The sequence below is a fragment of the Aequorivita sp. 609 genome (assembly GCF_014212065.1).
Taxonomy (GTDB): Bacteria; Bacteroidota; Bacteroidia; order Flavobacteriales; family Flavobacteriaceae; genus Aequorivita; species Aequorivita sinensis.
The window spans coordinates 36,769-53,123 of record NZ_JACJVM010000004.1 but is presented as its reverse complement, the minus strand read 5'-3'; the positions used below and the strand labels follow the sequence as shown (position 1 = coordinate 53,123).

Below are 16,355 nucleotides of genomic sequence, written 5' to 3'. Positions count from 1 at the left end.
CGATTTCATTTTCGATACATTTGCTTAAACGAAAATTGATGCCCGAATATACATATAAAACCACAGATTTGGAGATTTTGGTGGCGACCATGCGCCGAACATCCTTGGACTTTCTAAATGCTATGTTTGCGGAATCTGGAATGGACGGGTTTAAAGTGTTGATTGTTAATCAAACGGATGAAAACTCAATTTTAGAATCTAGTAACCCAAACATTCGTGTAATCAATTCTTTTGAAAAAGGACTTTCAAAAAGTAGAAACCTAGCCATTCAAAATGCAATTGGGCCATTGTGTTTTAATACAGATGATGACGTAGTGTTTATGAAAGGCTTTGCAGCAGTAATTGTAAAAGCTTATAATACACATCCAAATCCAATTATTACGTTTAAAACGCTTACCACCGAAGGAAAAGATTATTGGGAGTATCCTAAAAAAGGGATGGATCATAACAGGTTTGTAACTCAGAAAACACTGTCTATTGAAATATCATTTAAGCTTTCTGAGGTCTTAAATAAAAAATTGTTTTTTGATGAACGATTTGGACTAGGAGCACAATTTGAAGATGCTGAAAACTTTGTTTTTCTTACCGATGCAAAAAAGCTTGGATTAACGCCATTTTTTTATCCTGAATATATAACCATACATCCTCCACTATCTTCTAGTGATGATGTAGAAAGTGATAGACTGCTGTATGCTAAGGCGGCCATTAAAACATATGACTATGGAATTTTCAGTTATATTTGGGTGTTCAAATTTGTGTTCTTTATCTATAGAAAAAAATATATTTCACTGTCGGAGATTCCTCATAAAATAAAAGTTGGATTCAAAAGTATAGCCGATTACAACAAAACAAAACCAAATGAAAAATACAATTGATAATTGCCAGGTGTTAGATATTCCTAAAATTGCCGATCATCGTGGAAATTTGGCGGTTATAGAAGGAGACACCTTACCTTTTGATTTTAAGCGTGTGTATTATTTGTATGATGTTCCTAGTGATGCCCATAGAGGAGGACATGCCCACAAAGAACAACAAGAGTTCCTAATAGCAGTTAGCGGAAGTTTTGAGGTAATACTGGACGATGGAATAAATAAGAAAACAGTTACTTTAAACAAGCCCAATAAAGGATTGCTTATTCCTACAGGTATTTGGCGTGAACTTGGCGATTTCTCTTCAGGAGCGATTTGTGTGGTGTTTTCTTCAGATGTTTTCTTAGAGTCGGATTACATCCGTGAATATTCAGAATTTGAGAAATTTTACCGATAAGTACTGAAATAGAAGCCAGATTGATGTAAAAACTCTTTAAACGCTTTCGACTTTATTAAAACTTGCCTTGGTAGGGAAAGTAATAATTTTTGTTTGGCGTTTAATTCTTCCAAAATCAATTTGCTTTTATACTTTTCAAAATTTGCTTTATCTCCTGCTAGCTTATACTGCATTGCAATAGAATATCTGTGTACATTTAAATATTGCTTTAGTGCCGGATTGGTTTCTGCTTCTTTGTCATAAAGATCGAAGTCTGGGTAAATTCGTGATTTTAAGCTACTGTGATTAAGGCGATTGTTCGAATCTAAATTTATAACAGTAGATACTTTATTTGAAAAAGCCAAAGGTGCTTTTAATGCAGCTCGTATCCATAAATCGGTATCTTCAGAGAAAGTTATATCGGTATTATGACCTCCAAGGCTCTGAAAAAACCGCTTTTTAAACCCGACACTTGAAGGATGTGCTGCAGAATCGGCTAGGCTATATTCAAAAAAGTTTACCTGCCCAATCCAATCATCAGTCATATCAGAAAAAGGAGTGATTATTCTTCTTTTTAATTTGGTGTTGTATTTTACTTCGTGAGCAGTTGAAAACCACATAGCATCAGGGAACTTAGCTAAAATAGCATCTATATTTTCTAAGTGCCAAGGCAACCAATAGTCATCTGCATCTATCCATACAACATTTTCTGAAGTGGCTTTTGCTACAGCATAATTTCGTGTGGCTGCTAGACCTTCATTTTCTTTGCTATATATTTTTATGCGACCATCTTTAATGGATTCTGCTACTGCTAAACTGTTATCTGTAGAGCCATCGTTAACTATTATCACTTCAAAATCTTTGAAGGTTTGACTCATAACGCTTTTTAGAGTGGATGGAAAATCCTCTTCTTTGTTATATAGTGGTATAATTACAGAAAATCTAGGCATTTTGCTCTTTCTTAAGTTGAATGTAATAGTTTAATCTATAAAGATCGAACCAGAATAAATTTGGATTATCAGAATTGAAATTACGCTCCATGGTTTTTCTAAACCTAGAAACTATGAAACTAAAACTATTTACTAAATGATACTTTTTTAGTTTTATAAATGCTTTTTGAATTGGCATTATATCATTTTCTAAAAACGCTTTCTTTTCAAGTGTAACAATAGTTTCAACGGCTTGTAGTGCTTTCTTAATGAATTTGCCATTATCTTCTAATCCATAATGAATTACAGGGTTGTCTATATGTATAACTTTTATCTGCTTTTTCTTAATGTTACTCGATAACACTAAATCATCTCCGTAAAGGTTATCCAGCATTGTATTAATTTCTAAAAAGCATTTTTTTAAAATAAGAATATTAGCAGATACTATAAAATGCGATTCATTTTGTCTTTTAGAAACAGATTTTTGTTCTCTATTTACACCATAAATATAACGGAGGTTCTCGTTTTTTTTAGGTTTTACTCCATCGTAAGTAATTCCCCCACATATTATCTCTGCATCTAGATTTAACTTCGAAATATATTCATCAATAAAGTCAGGCCTCAAAGGCATTACATCTGCATCTAGAAATAGTAAACTTTCAGCAGCTGCATTTTGAGCTAATAGATTGCGTATTGCGCTGCGTCCAATGTTTTTCTCTAAAGTTTGAAATTTACAGTTTCTTAAGAGATTAATTTTTAAGTTTTCTTGTAAATATTGCTTGTCGGTAGAAGCGTCATCCATTACCAAGATTTCAAAATCAATATTTGACTTTTCGCACTGTAAATACAAGTTGTTTACTAATGGAAATATATTGCAATTGAATGTAGGTATTAAAATGGATATCATTTCGCTAATCGCTTTTCAACTTGCTAAAATACGCTAAAGACTTTTAGAAATTAAGTAACTAACGGCAAAAGTCAAACGAACTTCTTATCTTGTCACTAATTTTGCTAAACTATGAAACATTACCTGATAGTTATATTTTGTTTAATCATCTCCATACCCTCCATAGCGCAGAGTGATTCTTGGTTTTATTTAACCGCAAGAGATTCTACCGTTGAGGTGCCTTTTGTAAAAGAAGGGAATTATTTAAAATATAGCGGCAACAATTCAAGGTTGAAATCTGTCCTCAAAAACTATAAGATTTCTGAATTCAAAAAAACCTATCGAAAAGCTAAAAAGGAAGATTTGAATGCAACATTTTTTGTAATTGCAGACAATTCGTTTTTACTTGAAGATTTACTTCAAACTTCTGGAGGTTTATTTAAAAGAGGGGAAATAATTCCTGACGAACAAAAGAAAATTTTTGAACCTAATGATTATGGGCTTACAAGTACGATAGGAGGGAATGAGGGGTTTGCGGTTAACCTTGATTATTTAGATTTTCTCGGCTTGCCCGAAGCTTGGTACTATACTACAGGAGATAGTAAAACTGTTATTGGTATATCAGATGGAGCTATTGATACCACTAATATAGATTTAAAAGATAAAACAACGATATTCCACAAATCTCCCGATGTTGATGGTCATGGTACTTCGGTAGCAGCGATAGCCGCAGCCCAAGGGGATAACGGTTACGGTATTCCAGGCGTTTGTTATGATTGTGCTATCTACGGCACTACTTATGGCAGATTTAGAACTTTTGAAATACTGCAAGAGTTATCAAAAGCAGGGGCAAAAGTTATTAATTGTAGTTGGGTAGGTAGTTATAACACGCCAGAAGTGCAAGATGAGGTTAATGAAATGTTTGCGCGAGGTACCATACTAGTTGCAGCTGCCGGGAATCGTGGATGGGAAAGAAATAAAGGCGAAATGAGTTACTTTCCAGCTTCCTATGATAATGTTATTTCAGTTTCTTCCGTAAATTATAAATACGAAAATATTGAAGACAATATTTTAAAAAGCGATAATAATAAATTTTATATTGAAAACATTCGTGGATATGTAGGGAGAACAGGAGGGTTTAAAAATAACGACATTACTCAAGCCGTTAGCACTTACCCTGTTTCAGTAACTACTTTAAATAAGGATGTGGATATTTTAGCGCCATCTAATGGGCAATTGCGTTTTACTCATAGTATTAAAGAAGGAAAACCTGTTTATATTACTATTGAAGCAACTTCACCTGCAGCGCCATTAGTTTCAGGAACTATAGGGTTGATGTTTTCGCTTTACCCTTGTTTACCAGTTACAGAAGTTGAAAGTATTTTAAAGATGACATCTACTAATATCGATCATATTGAAGCTAACAAACCTTTTGCCGGAAAATACGGAGCAGGGATGCTACATACTGGACGGGCTGTAAAAATGGTATTTGATATGTTTGCTGAAAAAGGCCCTGTTACAATTGAAAACCAAAGTTTTAATCGATGGGATTTTAAACTCACTTCTCACGCTGAAGTAATACTGCAAAATCAAACTTTTAAAGAGGATGCCAGTTTAAACTTAACGTCTAAAAAAGGAATTACAATTGGAAAAAATACTGTGCTAAAGCCAAATGCGAAAGGGAAAATCCACCTAAAAATAGATCCAACACTTCAAAAAGAGTGTGAGCTTCAATTACGCGATCCAAGTATTCTGAAGGATTGAATTTGAATTGACGTTTTGTATAACGTCGTTGAGAACCATGACTTTTACCCGAAACTTTACTTCCAACTAAAGACTACCAACTACCAACTTTTTTATACTGTTTTCTGCACAACTTCAAAAATCTGATTTTCGTCGCATTTTAGCGTTTTTGAAGGGTATTTTAGTAGTAAGGCATAATCGTGAGTTGCCATTAAAATAGTATTTCCGTTTTTGTTTATTTCACGTAAAACCTCCATCACTTCAACACTTGTTTGAGGGTCTAAGTTTCCCGTAGGCTCATCGGCAAGAATTAGTTCAGGGTCGTTTAAAAGAGCTCGAGCAATTGCAATACGTTGCTGCTCTCCACCAGAAAGCTGATATGGGTATTTAAAAGCTTTGGTTTTCATCCCTACTTTGTCAAGCACTTCGTTTATTCTATTTTCCATAGCAGCCTTATCCTTCCAGCCGGTTGCTGTAAGTACAAAATGCAAATTGGCGTTTACCGTACGGTCGTTTAACAACTTAAAGTCTTGAAAAACTACCCCTAACTTTCTTCTTAAAAATGGAATGTCTTTTTCTTTTAAAGTAGCCAAATCGTATCCAACAATATCACCCTGACCTTCCTTAAGCGGTAGATCTCCGTAAAGTGTTTTCATAAAACTACTCTTTCCTGTCCCTGTTTTTCCGATTAGGTAAACAAATTCACCTTTATCTACAGAAACAGTAACGTCTGAAAGCACCAAATTATCTCCTTGATAAATTACGGCATCTTTTAATTGTAATACGTGGTTGGACATTTTTAAGTTGTATGTTAAGCGTTAAGAGTAATAAGTGTTTAAGGTTTCCCATTGAAGCCGAGAGACAAAAGTAATTTGAATTACCGCAAACTGCAACAGATTACTACTACTTATTTATTATCTGAAATTTTTTCTTTTAAAGCATCAATTTCTTTTTGCTGCTGAAGTGTGTACAGCGTTAATTCCTCAATTTTTTGAAGAAGTAGCAAGTTCATTTCTTTTAACGAAATGCCTTCCGCTTTCATTGTATCGGCTGATGGGATATTTGGCAAGTGGTTGTTTTCTTTTAAATACAATTCTAATTCTTCTAATGAAATTAAGTTGTATTCTGGCATCAAGCTAGAAGTGCCTGTAAAGTATTTTTCAAAAACATAATCAGGTGCGACCGCTCCATCCAAATCTACTAAAACCTCTTGGGTGTGTATTTTTCCTTTTACAGTTAATAATTCGTCTGGATTTGAAGTGCCAATACCTATTTTGCCGTTTTTCTCGGTTAAATTCTTAAAAGGATTGCGTTGGGCAGTGGCGGAAACTGTCAATAAAACCACACTTATAATTAATAACTTCTTCATAACAACAGGATTAATGATTTAAAAAATTTAAAATTACAGTATTTTTTTCAAGTGTTTTAATCAATGTTAAATTCTCTTTTAGCTTTACATACTTATTTCTCATTTACTGCGTTATCTTCTAAGGAAAATCACTCTTAAAATTATTCGTTAATTAAACCTTAAAAGTTACAGTATAGAAGAAAGCTACACTTAAAGTTAAATATCTTTACGCATTCAAAAACTGTAAATAATGATTAAGAATTTTCTAGTCTTTTCGCTTTTTCTATTCCTTTCATTTTCATCTTTTTCACAGCAAACAGCCGTGTTTACAAATCACCTGGCAGAATTCAACCAGGCTTTGGAGATGTATAATAATGGGCAGTACTTAGCAGCCCAAAGTCTTTTCGACAAAATAAAAAATAGTTCAGATGATGAAACAGTGCAAAGCGACTGTGCTTACTACATTGCTAATGCAGCTGTTCGCTTAAATCAACAAAATGCCGATCAATTAATGGAGTCGTTTGTCGAAAATCATCCTACTAGTTTAAAACGAAACTCTGCGTATATAGATGTTGCAAATTACTATTTCGACAATGGAAAATATTCTCACGCTCAAAAATGGTACAACAAGGTTGATGAATTTAGTTTAAGCCGAAGTGAGAAAGAGCGTTTTAACTTTAATAATGGATACGTTTATTTTAAAGCGAAACGTTACGACGAGGCAAAAAACTACTTCAATAGAGTGATTACATCACAAGAATACGGTTCGCAAGCAAAATACTATTTAGGGTTTATCGCTTATGAAGGTGATGATTACGAGGAAGCAAATAAAAACTTTGAAGATGTAAAAGGGGAGGAGCGCTATTCGGAAGACTTAAGCTACTACCAAGCCGATATGAACTTCAAACTTGGCAACTTTCAGAAAGCAATAGATATGGGAAAGGAGCAATTTAATAATTCTTCTCCTGCTGAAAAAAGCCAACTTTCAAAAATTATAGGTGAAAGCTATTTTAACCTAGGGCAATATTCCGAAGCTATTCCTTATTTAAAGGAATACAAAGGAACCCGTGGTAAATGGAATAATACAGATTATTACCTGCTAGGTTATGCGTATTACAAAGAAGGAGATTTTGAAAAAGCTATTGGTGAATTCAATAAAATTATTGACGGAAAGAATGCAGTTGCACAAAATGCTTATTACCATTTAGCTGAGAGTTATTTAAAACTGAACAAAAAACAAGAAGCATTAAACGCTTTTAAAAATGCTTCAGAAATGGATTTCAGTGCCGAAATTCAAGAAGATGCGTATTTAAACTATGCAAAACTGAGTTACGAAATCGGGAATAGCTACAAAAGCACGCCACAAGTTATTCTTTCTTTTATAGAAAAATATCCAAACAACGCTAATAACGATGAGCTTAAAAAATTACTGATAGACAGCTACATCACTTCAAAAAACTATAAAGAAGCGCTTGAGTTATTGGAAAACAACAAGAATTTCGCAGATAAGGCGGCTTACCAAAAAGTTGCTTTTTTTAGAGGAATAGAGCTTTATAACGAATCGAATTACAACGAAGCTATCGTCTATTTCGATAAGAGTTTGAAAGAACCACAAGCCCAAGATTTCACTGCTCGCGCAACATATTGGAAGGCAGAAAGTGATTATCAATTGGCAAACTATGAAAAGTCTTTAAGTGGTTATAATAAGTTTGCAAAGTTAGCAGGCTCTCAAAATACTTCAGAATATAAAAATTTGAAGTACAATGTGGCTTACAATCAATTCAAACTAAAAAATTATGCTGATGCTATCTCAAACTTTAAAAGTTATGTAAGTTCATCTTCGACCGAAAATGTAAGAAAGAAAGATGCTTATTTACGTTTGGGAGATAGTTATTTTGTTACAAGCCAATACTGGCCGGCAATGGAAAATTACAATGCTGCAGTTGAATTAGGCGGTAACAACGACTATGCAGAATTCCAAAAAGCTATAAGCTATGGTTTTGTAGATAGAAGCGAAAAGAAAATAGAGGAGTTAATTGCCTTTTCTAAGAAATATCCAAAGTCGGTTTACCGTGATGATGCTTTATACGAATTAGGAAATACGTATGTAGCTCAAAATAAAAACGCAGAAGCTATTTCGGCTTACGATCAAATGATTCGCGATACGCCAAACAGTATCTTCGTTCCGAAGGCATTGCTTAAAAAAGCGCTTATTTACGACAACACCGGAAGGAGTAATGAGGCCTTAGCTATTTTTAAACGAGTAGCGAAAGATTTTCCATCTACACAAGAAGCTTTACAAGCAGTATCATCTGCAAAAATCATTTATATAGACCAAGGTAATGTAGATGAATATGCACGTTGGGTAAAAGATTTAGAGTATGTGCAAGTTGGCGATACAGAACTTGACGATGCCACTTATCTCGCAGCGGAACAACCTTATCTAGAAAACAAACAGTCACAAGCACAAGGTCGTTTTCAAGAATATTTAAAGGAGTTTCCAAATGGTCAACACGCTTTAAAAGCGCACTTCTATTTAGGTCAGATTTATTTTGCAAACAAAGCTTCAGAAAAAGCTATTCCACATTTTGAATATGTTGTAAATCGTGAGAGAAGCGAATTTACAGAACAGGCATTATCGAGAGTTTCAGAATTGTATTTAGGGAAGCAAGATTATAAGAGTGCTTTAAAATACTTAACAAGATTAGAGGCTGAAGCAGATTTTCCACAGAATATCATCTTTGCGCAGACTAACAGTATGAAGGCTTCTTACGAGTTGAAGAAGTATGCTGAAGCAGTAAACTATGCTGAAAAGGTTTTACAGAATTCAAAAATTGATAACTCTATTAAGAGTGATGCGCAAGTAATTATTGCACGTTCTGCGATGAAAACAAACAACGAAACTAAAGCTAAAACAGCCTACGCCGAAGTTCAAAAAATTGCAACAGGCCAGCTTGCTGCTGAATCATTGTACTTCGATGCCTATTTCAAAAACAAAGAAAGAAATTATGAGGCTTCAAATGCATCGGTTCAGAAATTAGCTAAAGATTATTCAGGATATAAGCTTTATGGAGCAAAAGGTTTGGTGCTAATGGCTAAAAACTTTTATGCGCTAAACGACGCGTATCAAGCAACTTATATTTTGGAAAGCGTTACTAAAAACTTCACTGAATATCCAGAAGTAGTTGAAGAAGCAAAAGCAGAATTAGCACTGATTAAAAACGCTGAAGCAAAAACAAATTCATCTGTAGAAACCGGAAACTAAAAACCTCTGCGCTTTCTGCGACTTTGCGGTGTAATTTTTACCGCTGAGACGCCAAGGACACAAAGAAATCATTAAAACAATAAATATAAATTTTTGCAAATATGTCCATAAAACAAATAGTTTTATTTTCAATCCCAGCATTATTTCTTTTTCATTTTTCTGCAAATGCACAGGAAAAGGAATTAGATCCTGAAGTGGTGAATGTTGTAAAACCATATACTCCAACTATATCAGATGCTTTTAAAGTAAAGGAAACCCCGTCCTTAAACGATTCGGTTTCTACCGCTAAAAAAGATGTGAAGTATAGTATATTTTCTGTTCCTGTAGCATCAACATTTACTCCTGCAAAAGGAAAAGCTACAAATGTAGAAAAAGCGAAACCTGTTAAGTTGTATGATAATTATGCCACCTTAGGTTTTGGGAATTACACTTCAATTTTAGGGGAATTATACAGTAATTTCGAAATAAGCCGTACAGATAATGCTGGTTTCTTTTTCAGACATAATTCTTCACAAGGAGATATAAAAGACGTGAAATTAGACAACCACTATTACGACACTAGCCTTGACGCAAATTACACAAGTAGGCAAAGGGATGTTACCTATAGATTGGATGCAGGAGTTGAACATCAATTATTCAACTGGTATGGAGTTCCAAAAGGATATTATTCAGATGAAGACCTTGCTAGAATTGATACGAAACAAAACTATTTAAGCGGATATGTGGGAGGTAGTATTGCTTTAGACGATTCATTTTTTGATAAAGCAGCGGCTTCTATACGTTATACCGGAGATTCGTTTTCTTCTTCTGAACTAAATGCTAAGTTGAAACCAGAATTCTCTTTTCCTTTAGAAAATGTAACCTTCAAACTTGATGGGGATTTAGATTATTTGATGGGGAGTTTTGATAGAGATTATTCAAATTCAACCGATATAAAGTACAGTTATTTAAATGTAGGACTAGCACCATCTATCAACTTTGTAAATAACGAGCTTAGTGTTTCTTTGGGGGTTGCAGGATATGTGAGTTTAGACACTGAAAATAGCGACACCAACTTTTCACTTTATCCAAAGGTGAATGTTTCGTATAGATTGCTTGACGAAACTGTAATTGCATATGGTGGTGCAGAGGGTGGAATTAAGCAGAATACCTATTATGATTTTAAAGAGGAAAATCCATTTGTTTCCCCAACCTTAAATATTGCACCTACTAAAAAATTATATGAAGCATTTGGAGGGGTTAAAGGAAAGCTTTCTAATGCTTTCGCTTACAACGCGAGAGTATCTTATGGTAAAGATGAAAACAGTGCTTTATTTCAATCAAACGATATAAACTTTACTACTTCACAAAATGAAGGATATCATTATGGAAATTCATTTAATGTAGTTTACGACGATATAAATACATTAGCGTTTTTTGGAGAAGTTAAGGTTGATGTTTCAGGACAATTTTCTGTTGGGGTTAATGCTAACTACTACAGTTATAGTACCGATGTGCAAAGTGAAGCATGGAATTTACCAAGTTTAAAAGCTTCTGTATTCTCTAATTTTAATATTACTGAAAAACTGTATGGTAGTGCATCCTTATTTTATGTTGGAGAGCGCAAGGATATATCAAACGCCGGATTCATAGGAGAGGAAATTACCTTAGACGGATTTGTTGATGCTAACCTTAGTTTTGGCTACAGATTTACAGATAGGCTTTCAGCCTTTGTAAAAGGAAGCAATTTATTTGGCGACAACTATAAAAAGTGGATGAATTATCCAGTTCAAGGAATTCAAGGCCTAGCTGGAGTTACGTATAAATTTGATTGGTAATCACTTTTAAAATAACACTTTGAAAACATCCGTCTTTGGCGGATGTTTTCTATTTTTACAGCTTTACTAAAACACTTCATTCCGATGAAAAAACTATTACTTCTTTTACTTACCGTCTCAATTTTTTCCTGTGCGCCTGAGAAAATCCCTGCCGATTTACTCATTAAAAATGCGACAATTTACACAGTAGATAAAGATTTTAGTGTGGCGAACGCGCTAGTTGTAAAGGATGGGAAAATCTTAGAGATAGGCCTAAAGCCTGAACTAGAATTAAAATATAAAATCAAGGAAACCTGCGATGCAAAAAACAATACTATTGTTCCTGGGTTAATCGATGCACACGCACATTTATATGGTCTAGGTTTAGGCTTACAAAGAGTAGATTTAATTGGAACTAAGAGTTATGATGAGGTGTTGGAACGAGTTGTTACATTCCAATTGGAGCAGAAAGTAGATTACATCATTGGACGCGGATGGGATCAAAATGATTGGGAGGACAAAAACTTTCCAACTAAGGAAAAATTAGATTCACTTTTCCCAGATACTCCTGTGGCATTACGACGAATTGATGGTCACGCCCTTTTAGTAAACTCTAAAGCATTGAAATTGGCTGGAATTACAGCAAAAACTAAAATGCCAGGTGGGGAAGTTATTTTAGAAAATGGCCAGCCAACTGGAGTGTTGGTAGATAGCCCAATGGAATTGGTTTTTAAAACGTACCCAGAAATAACAAAAGAAGTTTCCATTGAAGCGCTTTTAGATGCAGAAAAAGAAGCTTTAAAATATGGGCTAACTACTGTAGATGACGCAGGCTTAGATAGAAATATTATTGAATTGATTGATACACTTCAAAAGCAAGGAAAATTTAAGCTTAGAATGTACGCAATGGTGAGTAATAGTCCAGAGAATTTAGATTATTATTTAGATAAGGGGACCTATAAAACCGACAGGCTAAATGTGCGTTCGTTTAAAATCTATTCCGATGGAGCATTAGGTTCAAGAGGAGCTGCAATGCGTGAGCCTTATAGTGATATGCCGGGCCATTACGGAGCAATGATGACTTCTTCTGAACAGTTAGACTCTATAGCAACCAAGTTGGCTAATTCAGAGTTTCAAATGAATTCACACGCAATCGGTGATTCGGCAAATATTGCTGTTCTACGTGCCTACAAAGAGGCATTAACTGGAAAAAATGATAGGCGTTGGAGGGTAGAACACGCTCAGATTATTTCGATGGAAGACTTTGAATATTTCAACGACCATAATAATGTACTTCCTTCTGTACAGCCAACACATTGTACAAGCGATATGTATTGGGCAGAAGATAGAATAGGAGCAGAGCGAATGCAAGGGGCCTATGCTTACAAAGGTTTGTTAGACAAAGCTGGAAGTATTGCTTTAGGAACCGATTTTCCTGTTGAACACGTAAATCCGATGTATACATTCTATTCGGCTGTAGCGAGAAAAGATTTAGAACACTTTCCAGAAGAAGGTTTCCAAATGAAAGATGCGTTAACACGTGAGGAAGCGTTAAAAGGAATGACTATTTGGGCAGCTTTTGCAAATTTTGAAGAAGATGAAAAAGGAAGTATAGAGGTAGGTAAGTTTGCAGACTTTACGATACTAGATAAAGACATAATGACTGTTGATGAAAAAGAATTACCAAACACTAAGGTGGTTGCAACTTTTATTAATGGCGAATTGGTTTTCGAAGCTGAATAAATAAAGACTATGCGGTAAGAATGCACCGCAGAGGCGCAAAGAGTGCAAAGAGCGCAAAGAAACATTGAAATGAAGAACATTCTAAATCAACTTCCACAAAAAGCAAAGGAAGCCGAAGCCGAAAACAAGAAGTTTTTTGCCAAACTAAAAAAGAAGCCACCCAAGCATCTCGATACTTTGATGCAAGAGCTACACGAGGAAGAGTTTGAACGAACAGATTGTCTTACTTGTGCCAATTGCTGTAAAACCACAGGGCCGCTTTTCACCGATAAAGATATCGAGCGTATTTCTAAGCATTTTAGAATGAAACCGCAACAGTTTATTGAAACCTACTTGCGGATTGATGAAGATAAAGATTACGTACTGCAAAGTGTTCCCTGTACCTTTTTAGGTGCGGATAATTACTGTAGCATCTACGACGTACGCCCAAAAGCCTGTCGCGAATTTCCACATACCGATAGAAAAAAGTTTCAGCAGATTTCTAACTTAACAATGAAAAACGTAGCTATCTGTCCAGCAGCTTTTAATATTGTAGAGGAAATGAAGAAACGCTTGCCTAAGTAAATAGTGGCTTCGACTTCGCTCAACCACCAAAACCGGCCTTTTAACGGAGATTGAATAGGGTCATTGATCGGAGTCGAAATAAAATTATTTATACAACAAATACTTCTCTCTTACTTTTCCAAATTCATTAAGTCCTTCCTTCCAAGTTGCTCGAATTTCTTCGGCAGTAAGACCTTGTTCAATTTGTTGTTGTAGTTTTTTAGTACCTGCTAGTTTTACGAAAAATGAATTAAAAAAATCTTTCTTTCGGCCATTGGCATTGTAGGCATCAATCAACCACTCTAAGTTGATTTTTTCAAGTTTAGGCTCATTTCGTAAGTCTTTCCCGTAACAAAGTTCTCCTTTAAATTTTGGGTTTTTTGCACCTTCATTAGATTGTGGAGTATATGTGAAATTATATTTTGAAGCAGGTAAGCTCGGCGCTCCAAATATTTGAAATTGCATATCGGTACCGCGACCAGCATTTATAAATGTACCTTCAAAAAAACAAAGACTAGGGTAGAGGTTTATGGACTGAGCATTCGGTAAGTTTGGTGAAGGTTTTATAGGAAGTGAATACTCCATTTTATGATTGTAATTTTTCATAGTTACCACACTCAACTCACATTTCACACTGTTTTTTAACCAGCCCTCGCCATTTATCATTTTTGCGTATTCGGCTATTGTCATTCCATGTACAATAGGAATTGGGTGCATCCCTACAAAACTTTGATTTTCCGCTTCTAAGATTGGGCCGTCAATAAAATGTCCATTAGGATTTGGGCGGTCGAGAACGATTACTGGAATTCCTAACTCCGCGCAAGCTTCCATTACATAATGTAGCGTAGAAATGTAGGTGTAGAACCGCGCGCCTACATCTTGTATATCAAAAACCACAACGTCAATTCCTTTTAATTGTTCCTGCGAAGGTTTTTTATTGCTGCCGTAAAGTGAAATTAAAGGAACGCCAGTTTTAGAATCCACGCCATCCTTCACGTGTTCGCCGGCATCTGCAGTACCTCGGAAACCGTGCTCTGGTGCAAAAACTTTTTTTACAGAGACTTTTTTCGAAATTAAAAAATCTACTAAATGGGTGTTTAAAACAAGATAACTTATATTTCCGGTAATCTCTGCGGGATTTGTTTTTTCGTGAACAATAGAAGTCTGATTTGCAACCACGCCCACGTTTTTACCTTTCAAAATTTCAGAATAAAGCTGAAATTGCTCCGCACCAACGATGATTTGTCCGTCTTGAGTCTTGAGTTCTGTTTCTAGTCCCTCTTTTTTCTTTCCTCTTTCTTCTTTCTTCTCTGTAGAACTTCCGCAGGAAAAAATAGTCAAAACAACCAATAAAACTGTATTTTTGAAAAAAGTTAAGCCCATAAAATCATAGTGAATTTCGAATTTTTCATCGCCCGGCGCATTATTGCTTCCAAGGACTATAAAAGTAGTATTTCGGCACCGATAATAAAAATTGCAATTACTGCAATTGCGCTCGGTATTATTATGATGTTAATCTCTATTGCTACGGGCGTTAGGCTTCAAAAAAATAAGTTTTAAAAATTTAACTAAAAAATTTCCTACAATTCGTTTTTTTTTTTTTCATTTACACCGTATTAGTAAATGTACTGGTGCGCACCTACTTTACGGTACAAAAATTTTACCTACCATCCTTTTAAATTTTTGTATTATGAAAATCAAACCCCGAATCTGGCAATATACTTTCATATTGCTTTTTATCTTTACATTATTGTCTTGTCAAAAGGAGGAAGCTTATGATAAGTCGCCCCTGCAATACCAACAGATTGAGCATTTCATTGATCAATCAAAAGCTACAAAAATTGGATCGGAGATTATTCCTAATTTATTTGAAGGGAGTTCAAAGGGAATTGGAAACTCCGCTAATATCCAAATTAGTCAAATTGTACCTATTAATGACAAAAGGAATGTTGCTGCATTCTATGTTATAAATTATCAAAATGGAGGGTTTCTTTTACTCTCGGCAGACAACAGAGTTAAACCTATTTTAGCTTATTCTGAAAGTGATTTTTTTGACGTAGATTTAGATGATAAGCCATTAGGTATAATTGATTGGCAAACAAATGTTACTAAGAATATTGAATACATTCGAGAAAACAATTTGGTACAATCAAATGAAATAAAATACCAATGGGATCATTTAGTATATTTTAACAAAGAAGACCCAGATGACGGTTGCGTAAACGAAAATTATCAATTTGGACCTTTAATTAATACAACTTGGGGGCAGGGTTGCGATTACAATACATATATGCCATATTCTTCCTGTACGGGTCAATGCAATAGATATTTAGCGGGTTGTGTTCCCATTGCTGTTGCACAAGTGATGAAATATCATCAGTATCCCACAAACTATAATTGGTCAGCAATGCTTCCAGGAAATGGAACCAACACCACAGCATTATTTATCAAAGATATTCATAATGCTATTCCAGTAATTACATATAATTGTAATGCCACTAGTGTAGTCAATACTTTTAATTTTGTCGGAATTTTTAAAAACTCTTTCGGTTATTCAACTGCAAACCAAGCAAATTATAATAAAGATATAGTTAAGCAAGAATTGCAATCCAGTAGACCAGTTATACTTTCCAGTACCGGAGGCACAAATACAGGAGGTCACATGTGGGTGTGTGAAGGAACTAAAAGTACTAAAATCTGTATTCCTGGTGGTGGTGCCGCTTGGTATCTGCAATTTAGAATGAATTGGGGGTGGAACGGAACATATAATGGCTGGTATTCATTCGATGATTTCAGTCCAGGGCCTTATAATTTTACTAATGAGTTAAAAATGATATATAATATAAAACCTTAAAAT

At 34.9% G+C, this 16,355-nt stretch carries 13 protein-coding genes and 1 pseudogene; 9 read left to right on the top strand and 5 right to left on the bottom strand.

All coding sequences use genetic code 11. The features are described from left to right. The first annotated feature begins 38 nt into the window (after positions 1–38). Together H4O20_RS02360 and H4O20_RS02355 are read left to right on the top strand one after the other, a co-directional pair. On the top strand, positions 39–875 hold the full coding sequence (locus H4O20_RS02360; RefSeq protein ID WP_185098159.1) for a glycosyltransferase family A protein: 837 nt from the start codon (positions 39–41) through the stop codon (positions 873–875). Continuing rightward, positions 859–1,266: an FdtA/QdtA family cupin domain-containing protein gene (locus H4O20_RS02355; protein WP_139856245.1), complete on the top strand. Its 408-nt coding sequence runs from the start codon at positions 859–861 to the stop codon at positions 1,264–1,266. Before H4O20_RS02360 ends, H4O20_RS02355 begins: the two co-directional genes overlap by 17 nt. Here the strand turns inward: H4O20_RS02355 and H4O20_RS02350 are convergent. Further along, on the bottom strand, positions 1,257–2,195 hold the full coding sequence (locus tag H4O20_RS02350) for a glycosyltransferase family 2 protein (protein ID WP_185098158.1): 939 nt from the start codon (positions 2,193–2,195) through the stop codon (positions 1,257–1,259). The two genes, H4O20_RS02355 and H4O20_RS02350, sit on opposite strands and share 10 nt — an antisense overlap. Then, on the bottom strand, positions 2,188–3,081 hold the full coding sequence (locus tag H4O20_RS02345; protein WP_185098157.1) for a glycosyltransferase family 2 protein: 894 nt from the start codon (positions 3,079–3,081) through the stop codon (positions 2,188–2,190). Before H4O20_RS02345 ends, H4O20_RS02350 begins: the two co-directional genes overlap by 8 nt. Positions 3,082–3,192: 111 nt before the next feature. Between H4O20_RS02345 and H4O20_RS02340 the strand changes: the two genes are divergently transcribed. Beyond that, positions 3,193–4,824 carry a S8/S53 family peptidase gene (locus H4O20_RS02340; RefSeq protein ID WP_185098156.1) on the top strand — a complete coding sequence of 544 codons (1,632 nt, stop codon included), beginning with the start codon at positions 3,193–3,195 and terminating at the stop codon, positions 4,822–4,824. Between the two features lie 92 nt (positions 4,825–4,916). Here H4O20_RS02340 and H4O20_RS02335 read toward each other — a convergent pair whose 3' ends face one another. Both H4O20_RS02335 and H4O20_RS02330 read right to left on the bottom strand, forming a co-directional pair. Next, positions 4,917–5,600, bottom strand: coding sequence for a cell division ATP-binding protein FtsE (locus H4O20_RS02335; RefSeq protein WP_139856241.1), 684 nt, complete (start codon positions 5,598–5,600; stop codon positions 4,917–4,919). Positions 5,601–5,710: 110 nt separating this feature from the next. Then, on the bottom strand, positions 5,711–6,172 hold the full coding sequence (locus H4O20_RS02330; RefSeq protein ID WP_139856240.1) for a hypothetical protein: 462 nt from the start codon (positions 6,170–6,172) through the stop codon (positions 5,711–5,713). Between the two features lie 229 nt (positions 6,173–6,401). On the opposite strand from H4O20_RS02330, the gene H4O20_RS02325 reads away from it, so the two are divergent. From H4O20_RS02325 to H4O20_RS02310, 4 genes are all read left to right on the top strand, one after another. Beyond that, complete coding sequence (locus H4O20_RS02325) at positions 6,402–9,416, top strand: tetratricopeptide repeat protein (RefSeq protein ID WP_185098155.1); 3,015 nt, start codon at positions 6,402–6,404, stop codon at positions 9,414–9,416. Between the two features lie 101 nt (positions 9,417–9,517). Continuing rightward, the gene (locus H4O20_RS02320; protein ID WP_185098154.1) at positions 9,518–11,233 is read left to right on the top strand and encodes a TonB-dependent receptor; all 1,716 of its coding nucleotides are present in this window, start codon (positions 9,518–9,520) and stop codon (positions 11,231–11,233) included. 84 nt (positions 11,234–11,317) lie between these two features. Next, positions 11,318–12,955 (top strand): amidohydrolase, encoded by a 1,638-nt coding sequence (locus H4O20_RS02315; RefSeq protein ID WP_185098153.1) that lies wholly within the window; start codon positions 11,318–11,320, stop codon positions 12,953–12,955. 69 nt (positions 12,956–13,024) lie between these two features. Then, entirely contained in the window at positions 13,025–13,519 is a 495-nt protein-coding gene (locus tag H4O20_RS02310) for a YkgJ family cysteine cluster protein (RefSeq protein WP_165150434.1), read from the top strand. A gap of 84 nt (positions 13,520–13,603) precedes the next feature. Here the strand turns inward: H4O20_RS02310 and H4O20_RS02305 are convergent, their stop codons facing one another. Further along, on the bottom strand, positions 13,604–14,881 hold the full coding sequence (locus tag H4O20_RS02305) for an exo-beta-N-acetylmuramidase NamZ domain-containing protein (protein WP_185098152.1): 1,278 nt from the start codon (positions 14,879–14,881) through the stop codon (positions 13,604–13,606). A 9-nt stretch (positions 14,882–14,890) separates the two neighbouring features. Between H4O20_RS02305 and H4O20_RS15095 the strand changes: the two are divergent. Together H4O20_RS15095 and H4O20_RS02300 are read left to right on the top strand one after the other, a co-directional pair. Continuing rightward, positions 14,891–15,046 (top strand): annotated as a pseudogene (locus H4O20_RS15095) (ABC transporter permease); the annotation flags it as partial. A 142-nt stretch (positions 15,047–15,188) separates the two neighbouring features. After that, on the top strand, positions 15,189–16,352 hold the full coding sequence (locus H4O20_RS02300; protein ID WP_185098151.1) for a C10 family peptidase: 1,164 nt from the start codon (positions 15,189–15,191) through the stop codon (positions 16,350–16,352). Positions 16,353–16,355: the final 3 nt, after the last annotated feature.